General features: G+C 58.9%; 14 protein-coding genes. 4 read left to right on the plus strand and 10 right to left on the minus strand.

Annotated elements, in window-relative coordinates; all coding sequences use genetic code 11:
- The 4 genes from AC2FND_RS17500 to AC2FND_RS17515 all read right to left on the minus strand — a co-directional run.
- Positions 1–764: cation transporter (locus tag AC2FND_RS17500; protein WP_496771101.1), on the minus strand; the 764-nt coding region annotated here is incomplete at its 3' end.
- A gap of 3 nt (positions 765–767) precedes the next feature.
- Positions 768–1,226 carry a FixH family protein gene (locus AC2FND_RS17505; protein ID WP_209507766.1) on the minus strand — a complete coding sequence of 153 codons (459 nt, stop codon included), beginning with the start codon at positions 1,224–1,226 and terminating at the stop codon, positions 768–770.
- Positions 1,227–1,228: 2 nt separating this feature from the next.
- Positions 1,229–2,656 carry a cytochrome c oxidase accessory protein CcoG gene (gene ccoG, locus AC2FND_RS17510; protein ID WP_480484692.1) on the minus strand — a complete coding sequence of 476 codons (1,428 nt, stop codon included), beginning with the start codon at positions 2,654–2,656 and terminating at the stop codon, positions 1,229–1,231.
- 102 nt (positions 2,657–2,758) lie between these two features.
- Entirely contained in the window at positions 2,759–3,634 is an 876-nt protein-coding gene (locus AC2FND_RS17515) for a LysR family transcriptional regulator (RefSeq protein WP_496771102.1), read from the minus strand.
- Positions 3,635–3,734: 100 nt separating this feature from the next.
- On the opposite strand from AC2FND_RS17515, the gene AC2FND_RS17520 reads away from it, so the two are divergent.
- Positions 3,735–3,893: a hypothetical protein gene (locus tag AC2FND_RS17520; RefSeq protein ID WP_496771103.1), complete on the plus strand. Its 159-nt coding sequence runs from the start codon at positions 3,735–3,737 to the stop codon at positions 3,891–3,893.
- Positions 3,894–4,045: 152 nt separating this feature from the next.
- Here AC2FND_RS17520 and ccoP read toward each other — a convergent pair whose 3' ends face one another.
- The 4 genes from ccoP to ccoN are packed head-to-tail and all read right to left on the minus strand — an operon-like array spanning position 4,046 to position 7,456.
- Positions 4,046–4,909: a cytochrome-c oxidase, cbb3-type subunit III gene (gene ccoP / locus AC2FND_RS17525; protein WP_480488888.1), complete on the minus strand. Its 864-nt coding sequence runs from the start codon at positions 4,907–4,909 to the stop codon at positions 4,046–4,048.
- The gene (locus AC2FND_RS17530) at positions 4,906–5,091 is read right to left on the minus strand and encodes a cbb3-type cytochrome c oxidase subunit 3 (protein WP_209507756.1); all 186 of its coding nucleotides are present in this window, start codon (positions 5,089–5,091) and stop codon (positions 4,906–4,908) included. The genes ccoP and AC2FND_RS17530 overlap by 4 nt, the downstream gene beginning before the upstream one ends.
- Positions 5,092–5,103: 12 nt before the next feature.
- Entirely contained in the window at positions 5,104–5,832 is a 729-nt protein-coding gene (gene ccoO / locus AC2FND_RS17535; RefSeq protein ID WP_209507754.1) for a cytochrome-c oxidase, cbb3-type subunit II, read from the minus strand.
- A 16-nt stretch (positions 5,833–5,848) separates the two neighbouring features.
- A complete protein-coding gene (ccoN, locus tag AC2FND_RS17540) occupies positions 5,849–7,456 on the minus strand; it encodes a cytochrome-c oxidase, cbb3-type subunit I (protein WP_209507752.1) in 1,608 nt (535 codons plus the stop codon).
- Between the two features lie 201 nt (positions 7,457–7,657).
- Here ccoN and AC2FND_RS17545 point away from each other — a divergent pair, with 201 nt between their 5' ends.
- Positions 7,658–8,497: a universal stress protein gene (locus AC2FND_RS17545; protein WP_496771104.1), complete on the plus strand. Its 840-nt coding sequence runs from the start codon at positions 7,658–7,660 to the stop codon at positions 8,495–8,497.
- 39 nt (positions 8,498–8,536) lie between these two features.
- Here AC2FND_RS17545 and AC2FND_RS17550 read toward each other — a convergent pair whose 3' ends face one another.
- Together AC2FND_RS17550 and fnrL are read right to left on the minus strand one after the other, a co-directional pair.
- Positions 8,537–8,791 (minus strand): GlsB/YeaQ/YmgE family stress response membrane protein, encoded by a 255-nt coding sequence (locus tag AC2FND_RS17550; protein ID WP_209507747.1) that lies wholly within the window; start codon positions 8,789–8,791, stop codon positions 8,537–8,539.
- Between the two features lie 73 nt (positions 8,792–8,864).
- Positions 8,865–9,608, minus strand: a complete 744-nt coding sequence (gene fnrL, locus AC2FND_RS17555) for a transcriptional regulator FnrL (RefSeq protein ID WP_496771105.1) — start codon at positions 9,606–9,608, stop codon at positions 8,865–8,867.
- A 61-nt stretch (positions 9,609–9,669) separates the two neighbouring features.
- Here fnrL and hemN point away from each other — a divergent pair, with 61 nt between their 5' ends.
- Together hemN and AC2FND_RS17565 are read left to right on the plus strand one after the other, a co-directional pair.
- Positions 9,670–11,025: an oxygen-independent coproporphyrinogen III oxidase gene (gene hemN / locus AC2FND_RS17560; RefSeq protein WP_209598280.1), complete on the plus strand. Its 1,356-nt coding sequence runs from the start codon at positions 9,670–9,672 to the stop codon at positions 11,023–11,025.
- A gap of 213 nt (positions 11,026–11,238) precedes the next feature.
- On the plus strand, positions 11,239–13,055 hold a 1,817-nt coding region (locus AC2FND_RS17565), incomplete at its 3' end, for an elongation factor G (protein ID WP_496771106.1).

A 13,055-nucleotide genomic window follows, 5' to 3' on the forward strand; every position in this document is an offset into this window, starting at 1 on the left:
ACCCCGTCCACGATGCGGATCGCGCGCGGCACTTCCAGAGCGGTAAGCTCTTCTGCGGCGGATCGGGCTGCGGCGCGGGTGCGGTAGTCCAGATACCGGCCCGCCAGCAGGAAGAATGTCAGGGTCAGCGCGGCATCGAAATAGGCGTGCTCTCCGCTCAGTGCGGTCTCCCACAGGGAGGTGACCAGCGCCAGCAGGATCGCCAGCGTGATCGGTACATCCATGTTCAGCCGCCGCACCCGCAGGGCGCTCCAGGCGTTGGCAAAGAACGGTTGCGCCGAGAAGGCAATGGCAGGCAGCGCGATTGCAGCGGAAATCCAGTGGAACATGTCGCGCGTCGCATCTGTTGCACCGGACCAGACCGACACCGACAACAGCATCACGTTCATGGATGCAAACCCGGCAACGGCCAGTCGCATCAGCAGGTCACGTCCCGCCTTGTCCGCCTGTGTTGCCGACAAAGCGCCGGGGTCAAGCTCATGCGCTTCGAAACCTGCCCGTTCAAGCACCGGGATCAGATCGGCCGCGCGGGTATCCGGCGCGGCTTTGATCATCGCCCGTTTCAAAGTCAGGTTGACGCGCGCGTCTTCGACACCGGGATGGGCGTTCAGTTCACGTTCGACCGTCGCGATACAGGCCGAGCAGTGGATGCCCGGCAGCGACAAGGCAATCTGCACATCTTCCGGAATCGGGCGCGCGGGCTCTGCCGGGGTTGCCAGACACCCCGGACAGGCCGCCGTACCGGATGAAAGCTGCGCCGTCATCGGCTACCCTTTCACATACAGCGGAACGCGCTGCGAAAACTCGGCACCACTGCCGTCACGCGCGACCAACCGGATGTTCCAGTTGCCCTTGCCCAGCGTGGCAGGCGTGGCATAGGCCGCGCCGTCAAAGGTGAAATCCGGTGCGAAATCGTCCCGCACATGGGTCGCGCGGCCAACCACCGCCTGCAATTCGCTGACCTGAACCGGCGCGCCGGTCGCGTCCGTAATATGCAGGATCAAAAGGCCGCCTTTGGTTTCTGCGCGAACCGTCCAGCCCAATGCCTGCTGTTCTTTCAGGCGATCGTTGAACTCCTGGCTGGCAACGTAGGAATTCTTGACCTCCAGCCCCGGAAACGTCTTCACCGCATTATAAGCCAGCACAAGGTTCACCGCGATAATCACGCCAAAGGCACCGACAAACACCGCCAGAGCGTGCTTTCCGGTGAATTTACGTTCGGCCATGATCAGTTCCCCCGTCCGTTGAACGTGGTGTCTTTGTAAGCGCGTTCGCCGCTGCTGAGGTCTTCGACCCAGATCCGTACAGGTGTCGCTTCTGCTGCCGCCGGACCGCTGTCACGGGATGCCACGATATATACACGGGTCAATTGTGCCGTATCCGCCGTGACATTCACAGTATCGATCTTGGTTCCCTCAATTTCCAATCGCATCGACGGATCGCCCGCCAGAGACAATTTGAACAGGCGGTCCTCGCCGTGCTTGTTGCGCAGTCTGACGTCATAGGTGTTCCGAATGGTGCCGTCTGACAGGGTGACAAAGGTCGGGTTGCGCACGGGCGCTACGGTCAGATCGATGTCAGAGCGAATGAACAGGGCGAACAGCAGCGCAAACCCCACCAGTGACCACAACGAGGTGTACAGGATCGTGCGGGGCCGGAAGATGTGTTTCCAGACATTCTTGGGCGGTTGACCTGAGCGTTCGCGCGGCTCGTCGCTGAGCGCCATATAATCGATCAGCCCGCGCGGTTTGCCGATCTTGGCCATCATGTCATCACACGCGTCGATACACAGGGCACAGGTGATACATTCAAGCTGCTGACCATCCCGGATATCGATCCCGACAGGACAGACATTCACGCAGGCCATGCAGTCGATGCAATCCCCCAACTCGGAATCGGCTGTTCGCTTGCCTTTGCCGCGCGGCTCGCCACGCCATTCGCGATATCCCACGACCAGCGTGTCTTCATCCATCATCGCGGCCTGAATGCGTGGCCAAGGACACGCGTAGATACAAATCTGTTCGCGGGCGAACCCGCCAAAAAAGAAGGTCGTGCCGGTCAGAACCAGCATCGTCGTGTAAGCGACGGGATGCGCGTTGCCCGTCACAAGATCGCGGAGCAGCGTCGGCGCATCCGCAAAATAAAACACCCAGGCGCCGCCGGTGGCCAGACCGATCAGGAACCAGGTTACCCATTTCGTCACCCGGAGCCGTGCCTTGCGGAAATCCAGCTTTTCCTGACGATGCAGGCGCAAACGGGCGTTCCTGTCGCCTTCGATCCAGCGCTCGACCAGAATGAAAAGGTCAGTCCAGACCGTTTGCGGGCAGGCATACCCGCACCAGACCCGCCCCAGCGCAGATGTGAACAGAAACAGACCCAGCCCCGCCATGATCAGCAGGCCCGCCACGAAATAGAACTCGTGCGGCCAGATTTCGATCCAGAAGAAATAGAAGCGCCGGTTTGCCAGATCCAGCAGCACGGCCTGATCCGGCAGGCTGGGGCCACGATCCCATCTGATCCAGGGCGTTACATAGTAAATGCCCAGTGTCACGATAAGGATGATCCATTTCAGGTTCCGAAATGGCCCGGAAACGCGTCTTGGAAAGATCGGTTCTCGTGCGGCGTATAGGCTGGGGGTGGGGTTGGAATCGCTCACAGGCTGGCTCCGGTACTGGCTCTTCTGAGTGTGTGTTCTTCCAGATCACGCGCATAGCAACTTTGACATGGGTCAAAACGCGCATCGTACAGACACCTTTTATCACATTTCCCGTGCCTGACGCCTCAACCACGTCACAAATGTCTTTACTGCGGGTCTAAGTGCCGAATTTGGCGTCACAATATGGTAACCGCGCGTATCCGGCTCTGCATAAAGCTCGACAATACGACCGGCCTTGATGTCCGGCTCGACGAAATGTCGCACTGTGACAGTGACCCCCTGCCCGGCCCTCAGTCCGTCCAGTACCAGGTTTCCCGGCAACTCGGTGCGCCCGGCGCCGCGTTCGGGACCAGCACCATGTTCGGCCAACCAGGTCGTCGCCTCGGTGGTGCCGATTTCCTCAAGCCAGGGGAGCTGGGCCAGTTCGGTCGGGGTCCAAGACGTCTTTTCGCCCAGCAGTTTCGGGGCGGCGACGATGACCACGGGCGACTGCAACAGCATTTCTGATTGCACACCGGTCCAACCGCCGGGGCCGTACCGAATGGCAATGTCGATCCCACCCGGTCGCAGTTCGACAATTTCCGCGGTAGGATCGAGGATCAGGTTCACCTCGGGGTGGGTTTCGCGAAAGGCCGGTAGGCGCGGCATCAGCCATGAGGCCGCAAAAGAGGATGTCAGCGACACGTGGACCGGGCGATCCTGACCAGACCGCGCCAAATCCCCCACTGCCGCCTCGATCGCGCCAAACCCCAGTTGCAGGGCTCGGGCCAGGTGCTCGCCATCGGCGGTCAGGGTCAGGGCCTTGCCCGTTCGATCCAGCAAGGCAGCACCCAGATGTTTCTCAAGTACACGCAACTGCTGGCTAATTGCCGCATGGCTTACGTTTAACGCAGCCCCAGCTTCGACGACGTTGCGCTTTTCAGCAAATGCTGCAAACGCCCTCAGCGCGGCCAACGGGGGAAGCGACAACCAGTTCATATGTAATCCTGACTTACACTATGGAACGGTATTTGAGTCGCATTCAGCGCCGCAAAGGTCAATCTTTATTGCAGAGATACTCTTGCAGAGGAGACCAACCATGCTGACCGTTTTTGCCAGATCTTTCATGACCGCAACCCGGATCAATGCGCCGCATATTCGCGATGCGCCAAAGCCGCGTCACCGCAAACGCCGTTGGCTGCCGGAAGGTCATTGGTGGATTAAAAACCCGCGCGAGGTGGATCCGAGCAACTTTTGACGCAGGGAACAGTAAACCTGAATCTGGACCACAGGTTTAAGTGGCCTTATTGTGGGAAAAAAGCACCGGCTGTTCAGGAAACGCGCGAACAGATGGAACAGCCGGTGCCCCAGCCTTCGGGCGGCGAACCGCCCGAAGGTGTTCTTTATATCTTACTGACCGCCGCCCAACTGGTGGACATAGGCAGATACGGCGCGAATCTGTGCCTCGGTCAGGCGGGTATCCCAGTTCGGCATGACACCAAAGCGGCTGTAAGTTACGGTTTCCGTCAGCGTTTCTTCGCTGCCACCGTAAAGCCAGATCGCGTCAGTCAAATTCGGCGCACCCTGGAAGATATCGCCTGTGCCATCCTCGCCGTGGCAGGCCGCACAGTTGTCTTCGAAGACAACTTTACCTGCCTGCGCCGCCGCATCGTCGGTCTGGGCATTGCTCAGCGACATGACGTACTGAACCACCTGCGTGATTTCGTCGTGTTCGAGGATTTCGCCAAATGCCGGCATCTCGGAATAGCGCGCATCGTCGCTTTCTTCGTTCCGCACACCGTAGCTGACGGTGTAGACGATATCGTCCAGCGTTCCGCCCCACAGCCAGGCATCATCCAGCAGATTCGGGAAACCCGGCGCACCCTGCGCACCCGAACCATGGCATTGTGCGCACCAGGTCCGGAACACCGCACCGCCCGAGTTCACGGCATATTGCTGAAGCTCTGCATCCTTGGCGATGTCTTCCAGCGAAGTTTCCACCAGCTTGGCGTTCCAGGGCGCGTTTGCCTCTTCGAAGGCAACCATGTCCTGCTGTACGTTTTCACGGGTTGACCATCCCAGCACACCGGCTGTCGCGCCATGGACCAGGGGCCAGGCCGGAAACATGATCGTATAGATCACGCCCCAGAAGATGGTGGCGTAGAAAGTCCATAGCCACCAGCGCGGCATGGGGTTGTCGAATTCCTCGATCCCGTCCCAGCTGTGCCCGGTTGTATTAGGATCGCCCGGCTGTTTATCAGGTGTCTTGCTCATTGCCGCGCCTCCTTGGGTGTGGCGGGTTTGTCTTGATGCCGGAAGGGGATGTTGGCGGTGTCCTTGTATTCCTTGCTGGCACCGGGGCGGAAAACCCAGATCACGATGCCAACGAAGAAGGCAAACAACACAAGCAGCATCCAGCTATCCGCGAACTGTCGAAGCAGTGTGTATTCTTCCATCACACCCTCCTGTTAACGGCTTGCATCCGGGGTAAAGGTCGAGAAATCGACCAGCGTACCCAGCATCTGCAAATAGGCGATCAGCGCATCGGCTTCGGTCAGTTCAGGCTGACCATCGAAGTTGCGCACGTTGACCTTGTCACCGTACCGCTCGAGCAGACCGTCGTAGTCACTGTCAGGATCGGCCTGCGCGCTGAAATCGGCAACCGCGTTTTCCAGCATCTCCTCGGTATATGGGGTGCCGACAACCGCATTGGTCGCCATGATGTCACCGATATACTTGCCGTCGATCTTGCGATGTTCGAGGAAGCCGTATTTCGGCATCACCGATTCAGGCACCACAGACTGAGGGTCGCGCAGGTGGTCCATCTGCCACTGATCCGAATAGCGGCCACCCACACGCGCCAGATCAGGTCCGGTACGCTTTGATCCCCACTGGAACGGGTGGTCATACATCGACTCAGCCGCCAGCGAGTAGTGACCGTAACGCTCGACCTCGTCCCGCATCGGGCGGATCATCTGGCTGTGGCAGACATAGCAGCCTTCGCGGATGTAGATCTCACGCCCTGCCATTTCGAGAGGGGTGTAAGGGCGCATGCCCTCCACCTTCTCGATGGTGTTCTCAAGATAGAACAGCGGGGTGATCTGCACCAGGCCACCGATGGTCACGACCAGAAAGCTGAAGATCAGCAGGAGGGTCGCGTTGGTCTCGAGGATCTTATGTTTGTCGAGAATTGCCATTGCTCCGGCCCTCCCTCTATTCAGCCGGGACCGCGACGGTCAGGCTGGCCTCTTTGGCCGGCGCTTTCCGCACAGTCATCCACAGGTTGTAGCACATGATAAGCGCACCAGCGACGAACATCACGCCACCCAGCGCACGCACCACGTACATCGGGAACTTGGCGGCCACGGTGTCAGCGAACGAGTTCACCAGGAAGCCGTTGGCATCCACTTCACGCCACATCAGGCCTTCCATGATACCGGTGACCCACATCGACGCGGCGTAAAGCACGATGCCGATCGTGGCGAGCCAGAAGTGCCAGCTTACCATTTGCAGCGAGTACAGACGCTCGCGTTTCCACAGGACAGGCACCAGGAAGTACAGTGCACCAAAGGTGATCATGCCGTTCCAGCCCAGCGCGCCAGAATGCACGTGACCAATGGTCCAGTCGGTGTAGTGGCTGAGACTGTTCACAGCACGGATCGACATCATCGGACCTTCAAAGGTGGACATGCCGTAGAAGCCGACCGAGATGACCATCATGCGGATGATCGGATCGGTGCGCAGCTTGTCCCAGGCCCCCGACAGGGTCATCAGACCGTTGATCATACCACCCCAGGACGGCATCCACAGGATCACCGAGAACACCATGCCCAGCGTCGACGCCCAGTCAGGCAGTGCGGTATAGTGCAGGTGGTGAGGACCGGCCCAGATATACAGGAAGATCAGCGCCCAGAAGTGGATGATCGACAGCTTGTAGGAAAACACCGGACGTTCGGCCTGTTTCGGGATGAAATAGTACATCATGCCCAGGAAACCCGCGGTCAGGAAGAAGCCCACAGCGTTGTGGCCATACCACCACTGGATCATAGCATCCTGCACGCCTGACCAGACGATGACCGATTTCGAACCCCAGATGCTGACCGGGATGGTCATGTTGTTGACCAGATGCAGCATGGCGACGGTGACGATAAAGGCCAGGTAGAACCAGTTGGCCACATAGATGTGGGGTTCTTTCCGCTTGATGATCGTACCCAGGTAGACAGCCAGATAGGCGACCCAGACAATGGTCAGCCACAGATCGACATACCATTCAGGTTCGGCATATTCCTTGGACTGCGTTCCGCCCAGCACATAGCCGGTCGCGGCCAGCACGATGAACAGCTGATAGCCCCAGAACACGAACCACGCGAGGTTGCCGCCCCAAAGCCGCGCCGCGCTGGTACGCTGAACCACGTAGAACGAGGTTGCGATCAGTGCGTTGCCGCCAAAGGCAAAAATGACTGCCGAGGTGTGCAACGGACGCAGACGACCAAAGTTCAGATAACCCTGCGCCCATTCGAAGTTCAGCACCGGAAACGCCAGCTGAAACGCGATAAAGGTCCCTGCAAGGAACCCGATCACGCCCCAAAAGGCGGTTGCGATCACGCCATAGCGGATCACGCCATCCATGTATTCGCCCGAGCGGTCGATCTGAATATCTGGCTCGTCAGTGTTTCGAAGCGTCCAGATGAACAGGCCACCGGCGATGAGCATCACCAGCAGCGCATGTACCTGATACGCCAAATCGCGTGCATAATTGGTTCCGATCGCTGCAAACAGCGCGATCAGACCAAGCACGATCAGCTTGATGTAATTCGACATATTGCGTCCCTTTGCCATGCTCCGCACGTTTTTGATTCTTGTGACGCGCGAAGCCCATTTGACTGGCTGCCGTTCTGAAGCACGGCCACCTTCATTGCTTTGATCTGTATCAAGACAGCCCAGCGTTTTCTATGACACGCATGGTAGTGGAAAAGGGCTAACAGGTCACATGAGACCAATTGCCCGAAACATGAGGTCAAAATGGCGTACAAATCTCTTCTCACAGTCATGACCGAAACGCAGACTGCACAGGCTGCTCTGGCGCAGATCGTGGCCCTGGCCGAGTCCCAGGATGCCCATGCCGAGGTCCTGTGTCTGGGCGTCGATCGCAGTCAGACAGGTTATTATTACGCGGGTGCCAATGCGTTGATCGTTCAGGAAACGCTGAACCGGGCCAATGCCGAAGCACAGGATCTGCTGACCTTTGCCAATGATTATCTCGGCAAATCCGGCGTACGTTGGTCTGCCGAACACGGCGTTGCACAGATTGCTGATATCGGGCGCCACGTCGCGCACCGGGCCCGGTTTTCCGACCTTGTGATCCTGCCGCATCCGTATGGTGAAGGTCGGGGGGCCGAGGCCGAACCCATTATCGAAGCGGCCATGTTCGAAGGACATTGCCCGGTTCTTGTGGTTCCTGACAGCGGCGTGCCGTTGAAAGCGCCCGGCAACATCATGATCGCCTGGAACGAAAGCGTCGAGGCCATGTGCGCCATCCGGCGGGCCCTGCCCTTCCTCAAACAGGCCGAGATCGTCCGTATTGTGGTCATCGACCCGCCACAGCATGGGCCGGACCGGTCAGACCCGGGTGGAATGCTGTCCCAGATGCTGGCCCGTCATGGTGTCAAATGCGAGATCGACGTGCTCAGCAAGACCATGACCCGCGTCTCGGATATTCTTAATCGCCACGCGACGGATACCGAATCGGACATGATCGTAATGGGCGCTTACGGTCATTCCCGCTTTCGCGAAGCCATTCTGGGAGGGGCGACCCGGAACATGCTGGAACAATCTTCGGTTCCGGTGTTCCTGGCGCACTGACCCAATCAAGCTTAGAGCCGCCTCGACAGGCGGCTTTTTTCACCCCCGGCGGATGAGTCCGATCAGGAACAACAGGATCACGGCCCCTATTGTCGCGAAAAGGATCGACGACAACAGGCCCCCGCCAACGGAAAATCCAAGCGCAGGGAAAATCATGCCCGACAGGAACGCGCCGACGATGCCGACTATGATGTTGCCGATCAGGCCAAACCCACGGCCTTCCATGATCTTTCCCGACAGCCATCCGGCGATTGCGCCAATGAACAGCATTGCCAACAGACTACTGAACCCCATGCCACACTCCTATGTTAGTTTGTGAACCGACCGGATGATCGCGGTAAGCGAATTCTGCCGAACGAAAGACCGGTCAGACCAGAAACCCGCCATCGGAATCGTCGCCTGCTTCTTCCATGAGCCGCCCAAGATCGGGGATGGTCACGTGACGTTTGCCTTCCAGCAAGATCACACCTTCCTTTTTCAGAGCTGAAATCTGACGGCTGACCGTCTCAAGCGTAAGTCCCAGATAATCCGCCATGGCTTCTCGGGTCAGGGGCAGATCGAACACGATCTGTCCCGACAGGCCCTTTTGGCCAATCGACGCATCCCGCCGGGCAATGATCGAAATCAGACTGGCAATCTTTTCGCGCGCTGTCTTGCGACCCAGAACCAGCATCCATTCGCGGGCGGCATCAAGCTCGTCCAATGTCATCTGTAGCAAGCGATGCGCGATGTGTGGCGTTTCGCCCATCAGCTCTTCGAATGGTTTCTTGCGGAAACAGCACATCACGACATCTGTTGTCGCCTGTACATCATAAGGTGCAACGTCGCGCCCCGGTCGACCGACGAAATCGCTGGGCAGAAGCAGACCGACCATCTGGGTGCGACCGTCTTCCATGGTTTGCGTCAGCGATGCGATTCCCGATACGACCGAGCCGACGAAATTCATCTGGTCACCCGACCAGATGATGGTCTGACCCGCCTCGAAACTGCGGTAATATTTAATGGCATCAAGCGCTTCCAGCTCGTCCGCATCACAGCGGGCGCAGACCGCGCGATGTCGTATCGGGCAGTCTTCGCAATTGGAGTGATCAAACTGTGCTTTAATTGTCATCTGCGTTTCCACTTGATCTCCGTCAAAGCACCTAAGTCGCCTGCCCCCTAAGGGTATCTTCATGATAGTGAAACCACAATTGGCAAAGCTTGGACTTTTTGACGCGAAAGTACCGCGTTACACAAGCTATCCCACAGCGCCGCATTTCAACAATGACGTTGGGGCGGACATGTTTGGCGACTGGATTTCGGGAATCAAACCCGGCAGCGCCATATCCCTTTATATCCACGTCCCGTTCTGCCGCAGGCTGTGCTGGTTCTGCGCCTGCAGGACGCAAGGCACACAAACCGACAATCCGGTGATTGCCTATGTCGATGTTCTGAAAGCCGAGCTGGACCTGCTGGCGGCGCGCCTGCCCGCGGGTGTGGTGCTGTCGCGCCTGCACTGGGGCGGCGGTACGCCGACGTTGCTGAACGCCCAGCTGATGCGCGATCTGGCACAGCACATTCTGGGGATCGTCCCCATGGGGCCGGATGCCGAATTCTCGGTTGAAATCGATCCGAACGAGATTGACGAGGCGCGTCTGGATGCGCTGGCAGAGGCGGGCATGAACCGCGCCTCGATCGGGGTGCAGGATTTCGACGATGAAATCCAGAAAACCATTGGCCGCATTCAAAGCTACGATACCACGCGCGATGCAATCGACATGATCCGCGCACGTGGCATTGCCAGCCTGAATGCGGACATCCTTTACGGGCTGCCACACCAGACAAAAGCCCGGATGACGGAAAGCGTGCAGAAGCTTCTGTCGCTCAGCCCGGACCGCGTGGCGCTTTATGGGTATGCCCATGTGCCGTGGATGGCCAAACGGCAGCAGCTGATCCCGTCGGACGCACTGCCAACGCCCGAACAACGGCTGGAACTGTTCGACACCGCCCGCCGCCTGTTCCTGTGGGACAACTACGCCGAGATCGGCATCGACCATTTTGCCACGCAGGATGACGGGCTGACCCATGCCCTGCGCGCGGGTCGTCTGAAGCGGAACTTTCAGGGTTATACCGACGACCTGGCCGATGTTCTGATCGGTGTCGGGGCCAGCTCGATCTCGCGCTTTCCACAAGGCTATGCGCAGAATGCCCCGGCTACGTCTGCTCATACCAAGGCCATTCGCAACGGGCAGTTTTCGACATCCCGCGGGCACCTGTTCAAAGGTCAGGATATTCTGCGCGCCCGTCTGATCGAAGCGCTGATGTGCGATTTCCGGATCGATTCGGCTGAAATCCTGCGCGATCACGATATCTCGGTCGCAGCGCTGAACGACATGTATCGCGCTGCCAACGCCTCATTCGACGGGCTGCTGCAAATCAGCGACGAGGGGCTGTTTATCCCCCCCGAGGCGCGCGCGCTGACCCGGATGGTTGCCCGCAGCTTTGACGCATACGACCTCAGCAAAGCCGGGCACAGCTCGGCGATCTGACCTCTCTTTTTGCGGGCAACATTCAGCCCGTAAAGCACAAAACACATCGGGGGCTTGACGCACGCCTGCGGTTTTTCCCACACTCAAGCTGTGGGGTGATGTTTCGCCCTGCGGCCTGAGGCGGGCAAATTACAGACAGTCCTAGCTGACGCGACTGCGTCGGATGGCCCTTTTCGTGCAGCCATTCTGCAACCTGAAAGAGGGACAACACTCATGCGCGTATTCACCGTCCTCGGGCCCAGCCAGTCGGGCAAATCTACCCTGGTCGAGGCCATCAGCCGCCTCGACGGGCGCCCGACCACATTCGATGTTTCCGGAACCGTGCACTTGCACGGTTTTTCTTACCTGGACGAGCCCTGGTGCGCGATCGATGTGGATGGGGGTGGCGATTCCCTCGCTTATGTCGGCCCTGCCATGGCAATCTCGGATGCTGCCGTTATCGTGGTACCACCCGATCCAAATGCCGCCGTGCTGTGCGCGCCCTATCTTCGGCTGGTGGAAGAGGCGGGCATTCCCTGTTTTCTTTTCATCAACCGCATGGATAACCCCAATGGCCGCATCCGCGACATCATCGCGGCGCTGCAAACCTATTGCACGCACCACATCGCCCTGCGTCAGGTTCCGATCCGCGAGGGCGACACGATCATCGGCGCGGTCGATCTGATCTCGGAACGGGCGTGGAAGTATCAGGAGGGCCAGCCGTCGGCCCTGATTGAGCTACCCAAATCTGTCGAGGATCGAGAGCAGGAAGCGCGGACCGAGTTGCTTGAGACGCTTTCCGATTTCGATGATCACCTGCTGGAACAATTGATTGAAGACAAACAGCCCCCAAGCGATGAGGTTTATGAACTGGCCGCGCAAGTTCTGCAGAATCATCAGTTGATCCCCGCTTGTCTGGGCGCCGCAAGCCACGGCAACGGGCTGACGCGCCTGATGAAAGCGCTGCGTCATGAGGCCCCCGAGTTTGATATTGCTGCCGGACGGGACGAGGCCGCCGAAAGCGCCCGTGCCATCGCGGGCTTTGCGGATGTCAAAAAGCATATCGGAAAGATCATCGTTCTGCGCGGCCTTGGGGACGGGGTAAAAGCGCATGAGGCGTTGGGCGGTGAAACGGTCGGCAACCTGACAACTCTGGACGCCAAGACCCAGATCGCCACGCTGGAGGCTGGGCAGATCGGGCTGGCGGTCAAATCCGATCACCTCAACCCCGGATACATTTATGACAGTTCTTCTGCGACGGAACTGCCGGAATGGGCGTCGTCTCATCCGGTTGCGCATCGTCAGGTCGTCTCGCCCGCGCATGAGCGGGACGATGTGCGCCTGTCAAACGCCCTGAGCCGTCTGGCCGAAATCGATCCGGGCCTGCACCTGCAACAGGATGAGATGAGCGGCCATTCGATCCTCGGCTCGCAGGGACCGCAGCACATGCGCCGCGTGACCGCCAAGCTGGCCGAGGATTTCGGGATCGAGATCGAGGCGGAACAGGTGGAAACCGCCTATCGCGAAACCATCCGCGCAACGGTTGAGCATCGCCATCGCCATCGCAAACAGTCCGGCGGCGCGGGGCAATTTGCAGATGTGGTGATTTCGGTCGCGCCTTTGCCGCGCGGATCGGGGTTCCAGTTCGATGAGGTGGTCAAGGGCGGTGCCGTTCCCAAGAACTACATCCCGTCTGTGGAACACGGGGCCAAGGACGCATTGGAACAAGGCCCCGAAGGCTTTCCCGTAGTTGATGTCAAAGTGACCCTGAGCGATGGCAAACACCACAATGTGGACAGTTCGGATTATGCCTTCCGGACCGCAGGCAAGAACGCGGTGCGTGAGGCATTGCCACAGGCCAAACCTGTCGTCCTGCAACCGATCCTGAGCGCCGAGATACACCTGCCCTCGGCTTTTGTGGGCGATCTCGTACCAACGATCAGCACCCTTCAGGGGCAGGTTCTGGGATTTGAGGGCAACCCGAATGCGACGGGCTGGGAGATATTCAACGCCCAGTTGCCCGCCGTTGCCGAGGACGAACTGCACCGCAC

The organism is Ruegeria sp. BHSB056 (genome assembly GCF_059613305.1).

What these genes read in the sequence shown, in the direction of transcription:
- AC2FND_RS17520 (WP_496771103.1), top strand. Translation starts at nt 3,735, where the DNA reads ATGCTGACCGTTTTTGCCAGATCTTTCATGACCGCAACCCGGATCAAT.
- fnrL (WP_496771105.1), bottom strand. Translation starts at nt 9,608, where the DNA reads ATGACAATTAAAGCACAGTTTGATCACTCCAATTGCGAAGACTGCCCG.
- ccoO (WP_209507754.1), bottom strand. Translation starts at nt 5,832, where the DNA reads ATGGCAATTCTCGACAAACATAAGATCCTCGAGACCAACGCGACCCTC.
- ccoP (WP_480488888.1), bottom strand. Translation starts at nt 4,909, where the DNA reads ATGAGCAAGACACCTGATAAACAGCCGGGCGATCCTAATACAACCGGG.
- AC2FND_RS17550 (WP_209507747.1), bottom strand. Translation starts at nt 8,791, where the DNA reads ATGGGGTTCAGTAGTCTGTTGGCAATGCTGTTCATTGGCGCAATCGCC.
- AC2FND_RS17505 (WP_209507766.1), bottom strand. Translation starts at nt 1,226, where the DNA reads ATGGCCGAACGTAAATTCACCGGAAAGCACGCTCTGGCGGTGTTTGTC.
- AC2FND_RS17545 (WP_496771104.1), top strand. Translation starts at nt 7,658, where the DNA reads ATGGCGTACAAATCTCTTCTCACAGTCATGACCGAAACGCAGACTGCA.
- hemN (WP_209598280.1), top strand. Translation starts at nt 9,670, where the DNA reads ATGATAGTGAAACCACAATTGGCAAAGCTTGGACTTTTTGACGCGAAA.
- AC2FND_RS17530 (WP_209507756.1), bottom strand. Translation starts at nt 5,091, where the DNA reads ATGGAAGAATACACACTGCTTCGACAGTTCGCGGATAGCTGGATGCTG.
- ccoN (WP_209507752.1), bottom strand. Translation starts at nt 7,456, where the DNA reads ATGTCGAATTACATCAAGCTGATCGTGCTTGGTCTGATCGCGCTGTTT.
- AC2FND_RS17515 (WP_496771102.1), bottom strand. Translation starts at nt 3,634, where the DNA reads ATGAACTGGTTGTCGCTTCCCCCGTTGGCCGCGCTGAGGGCGTTTGCA.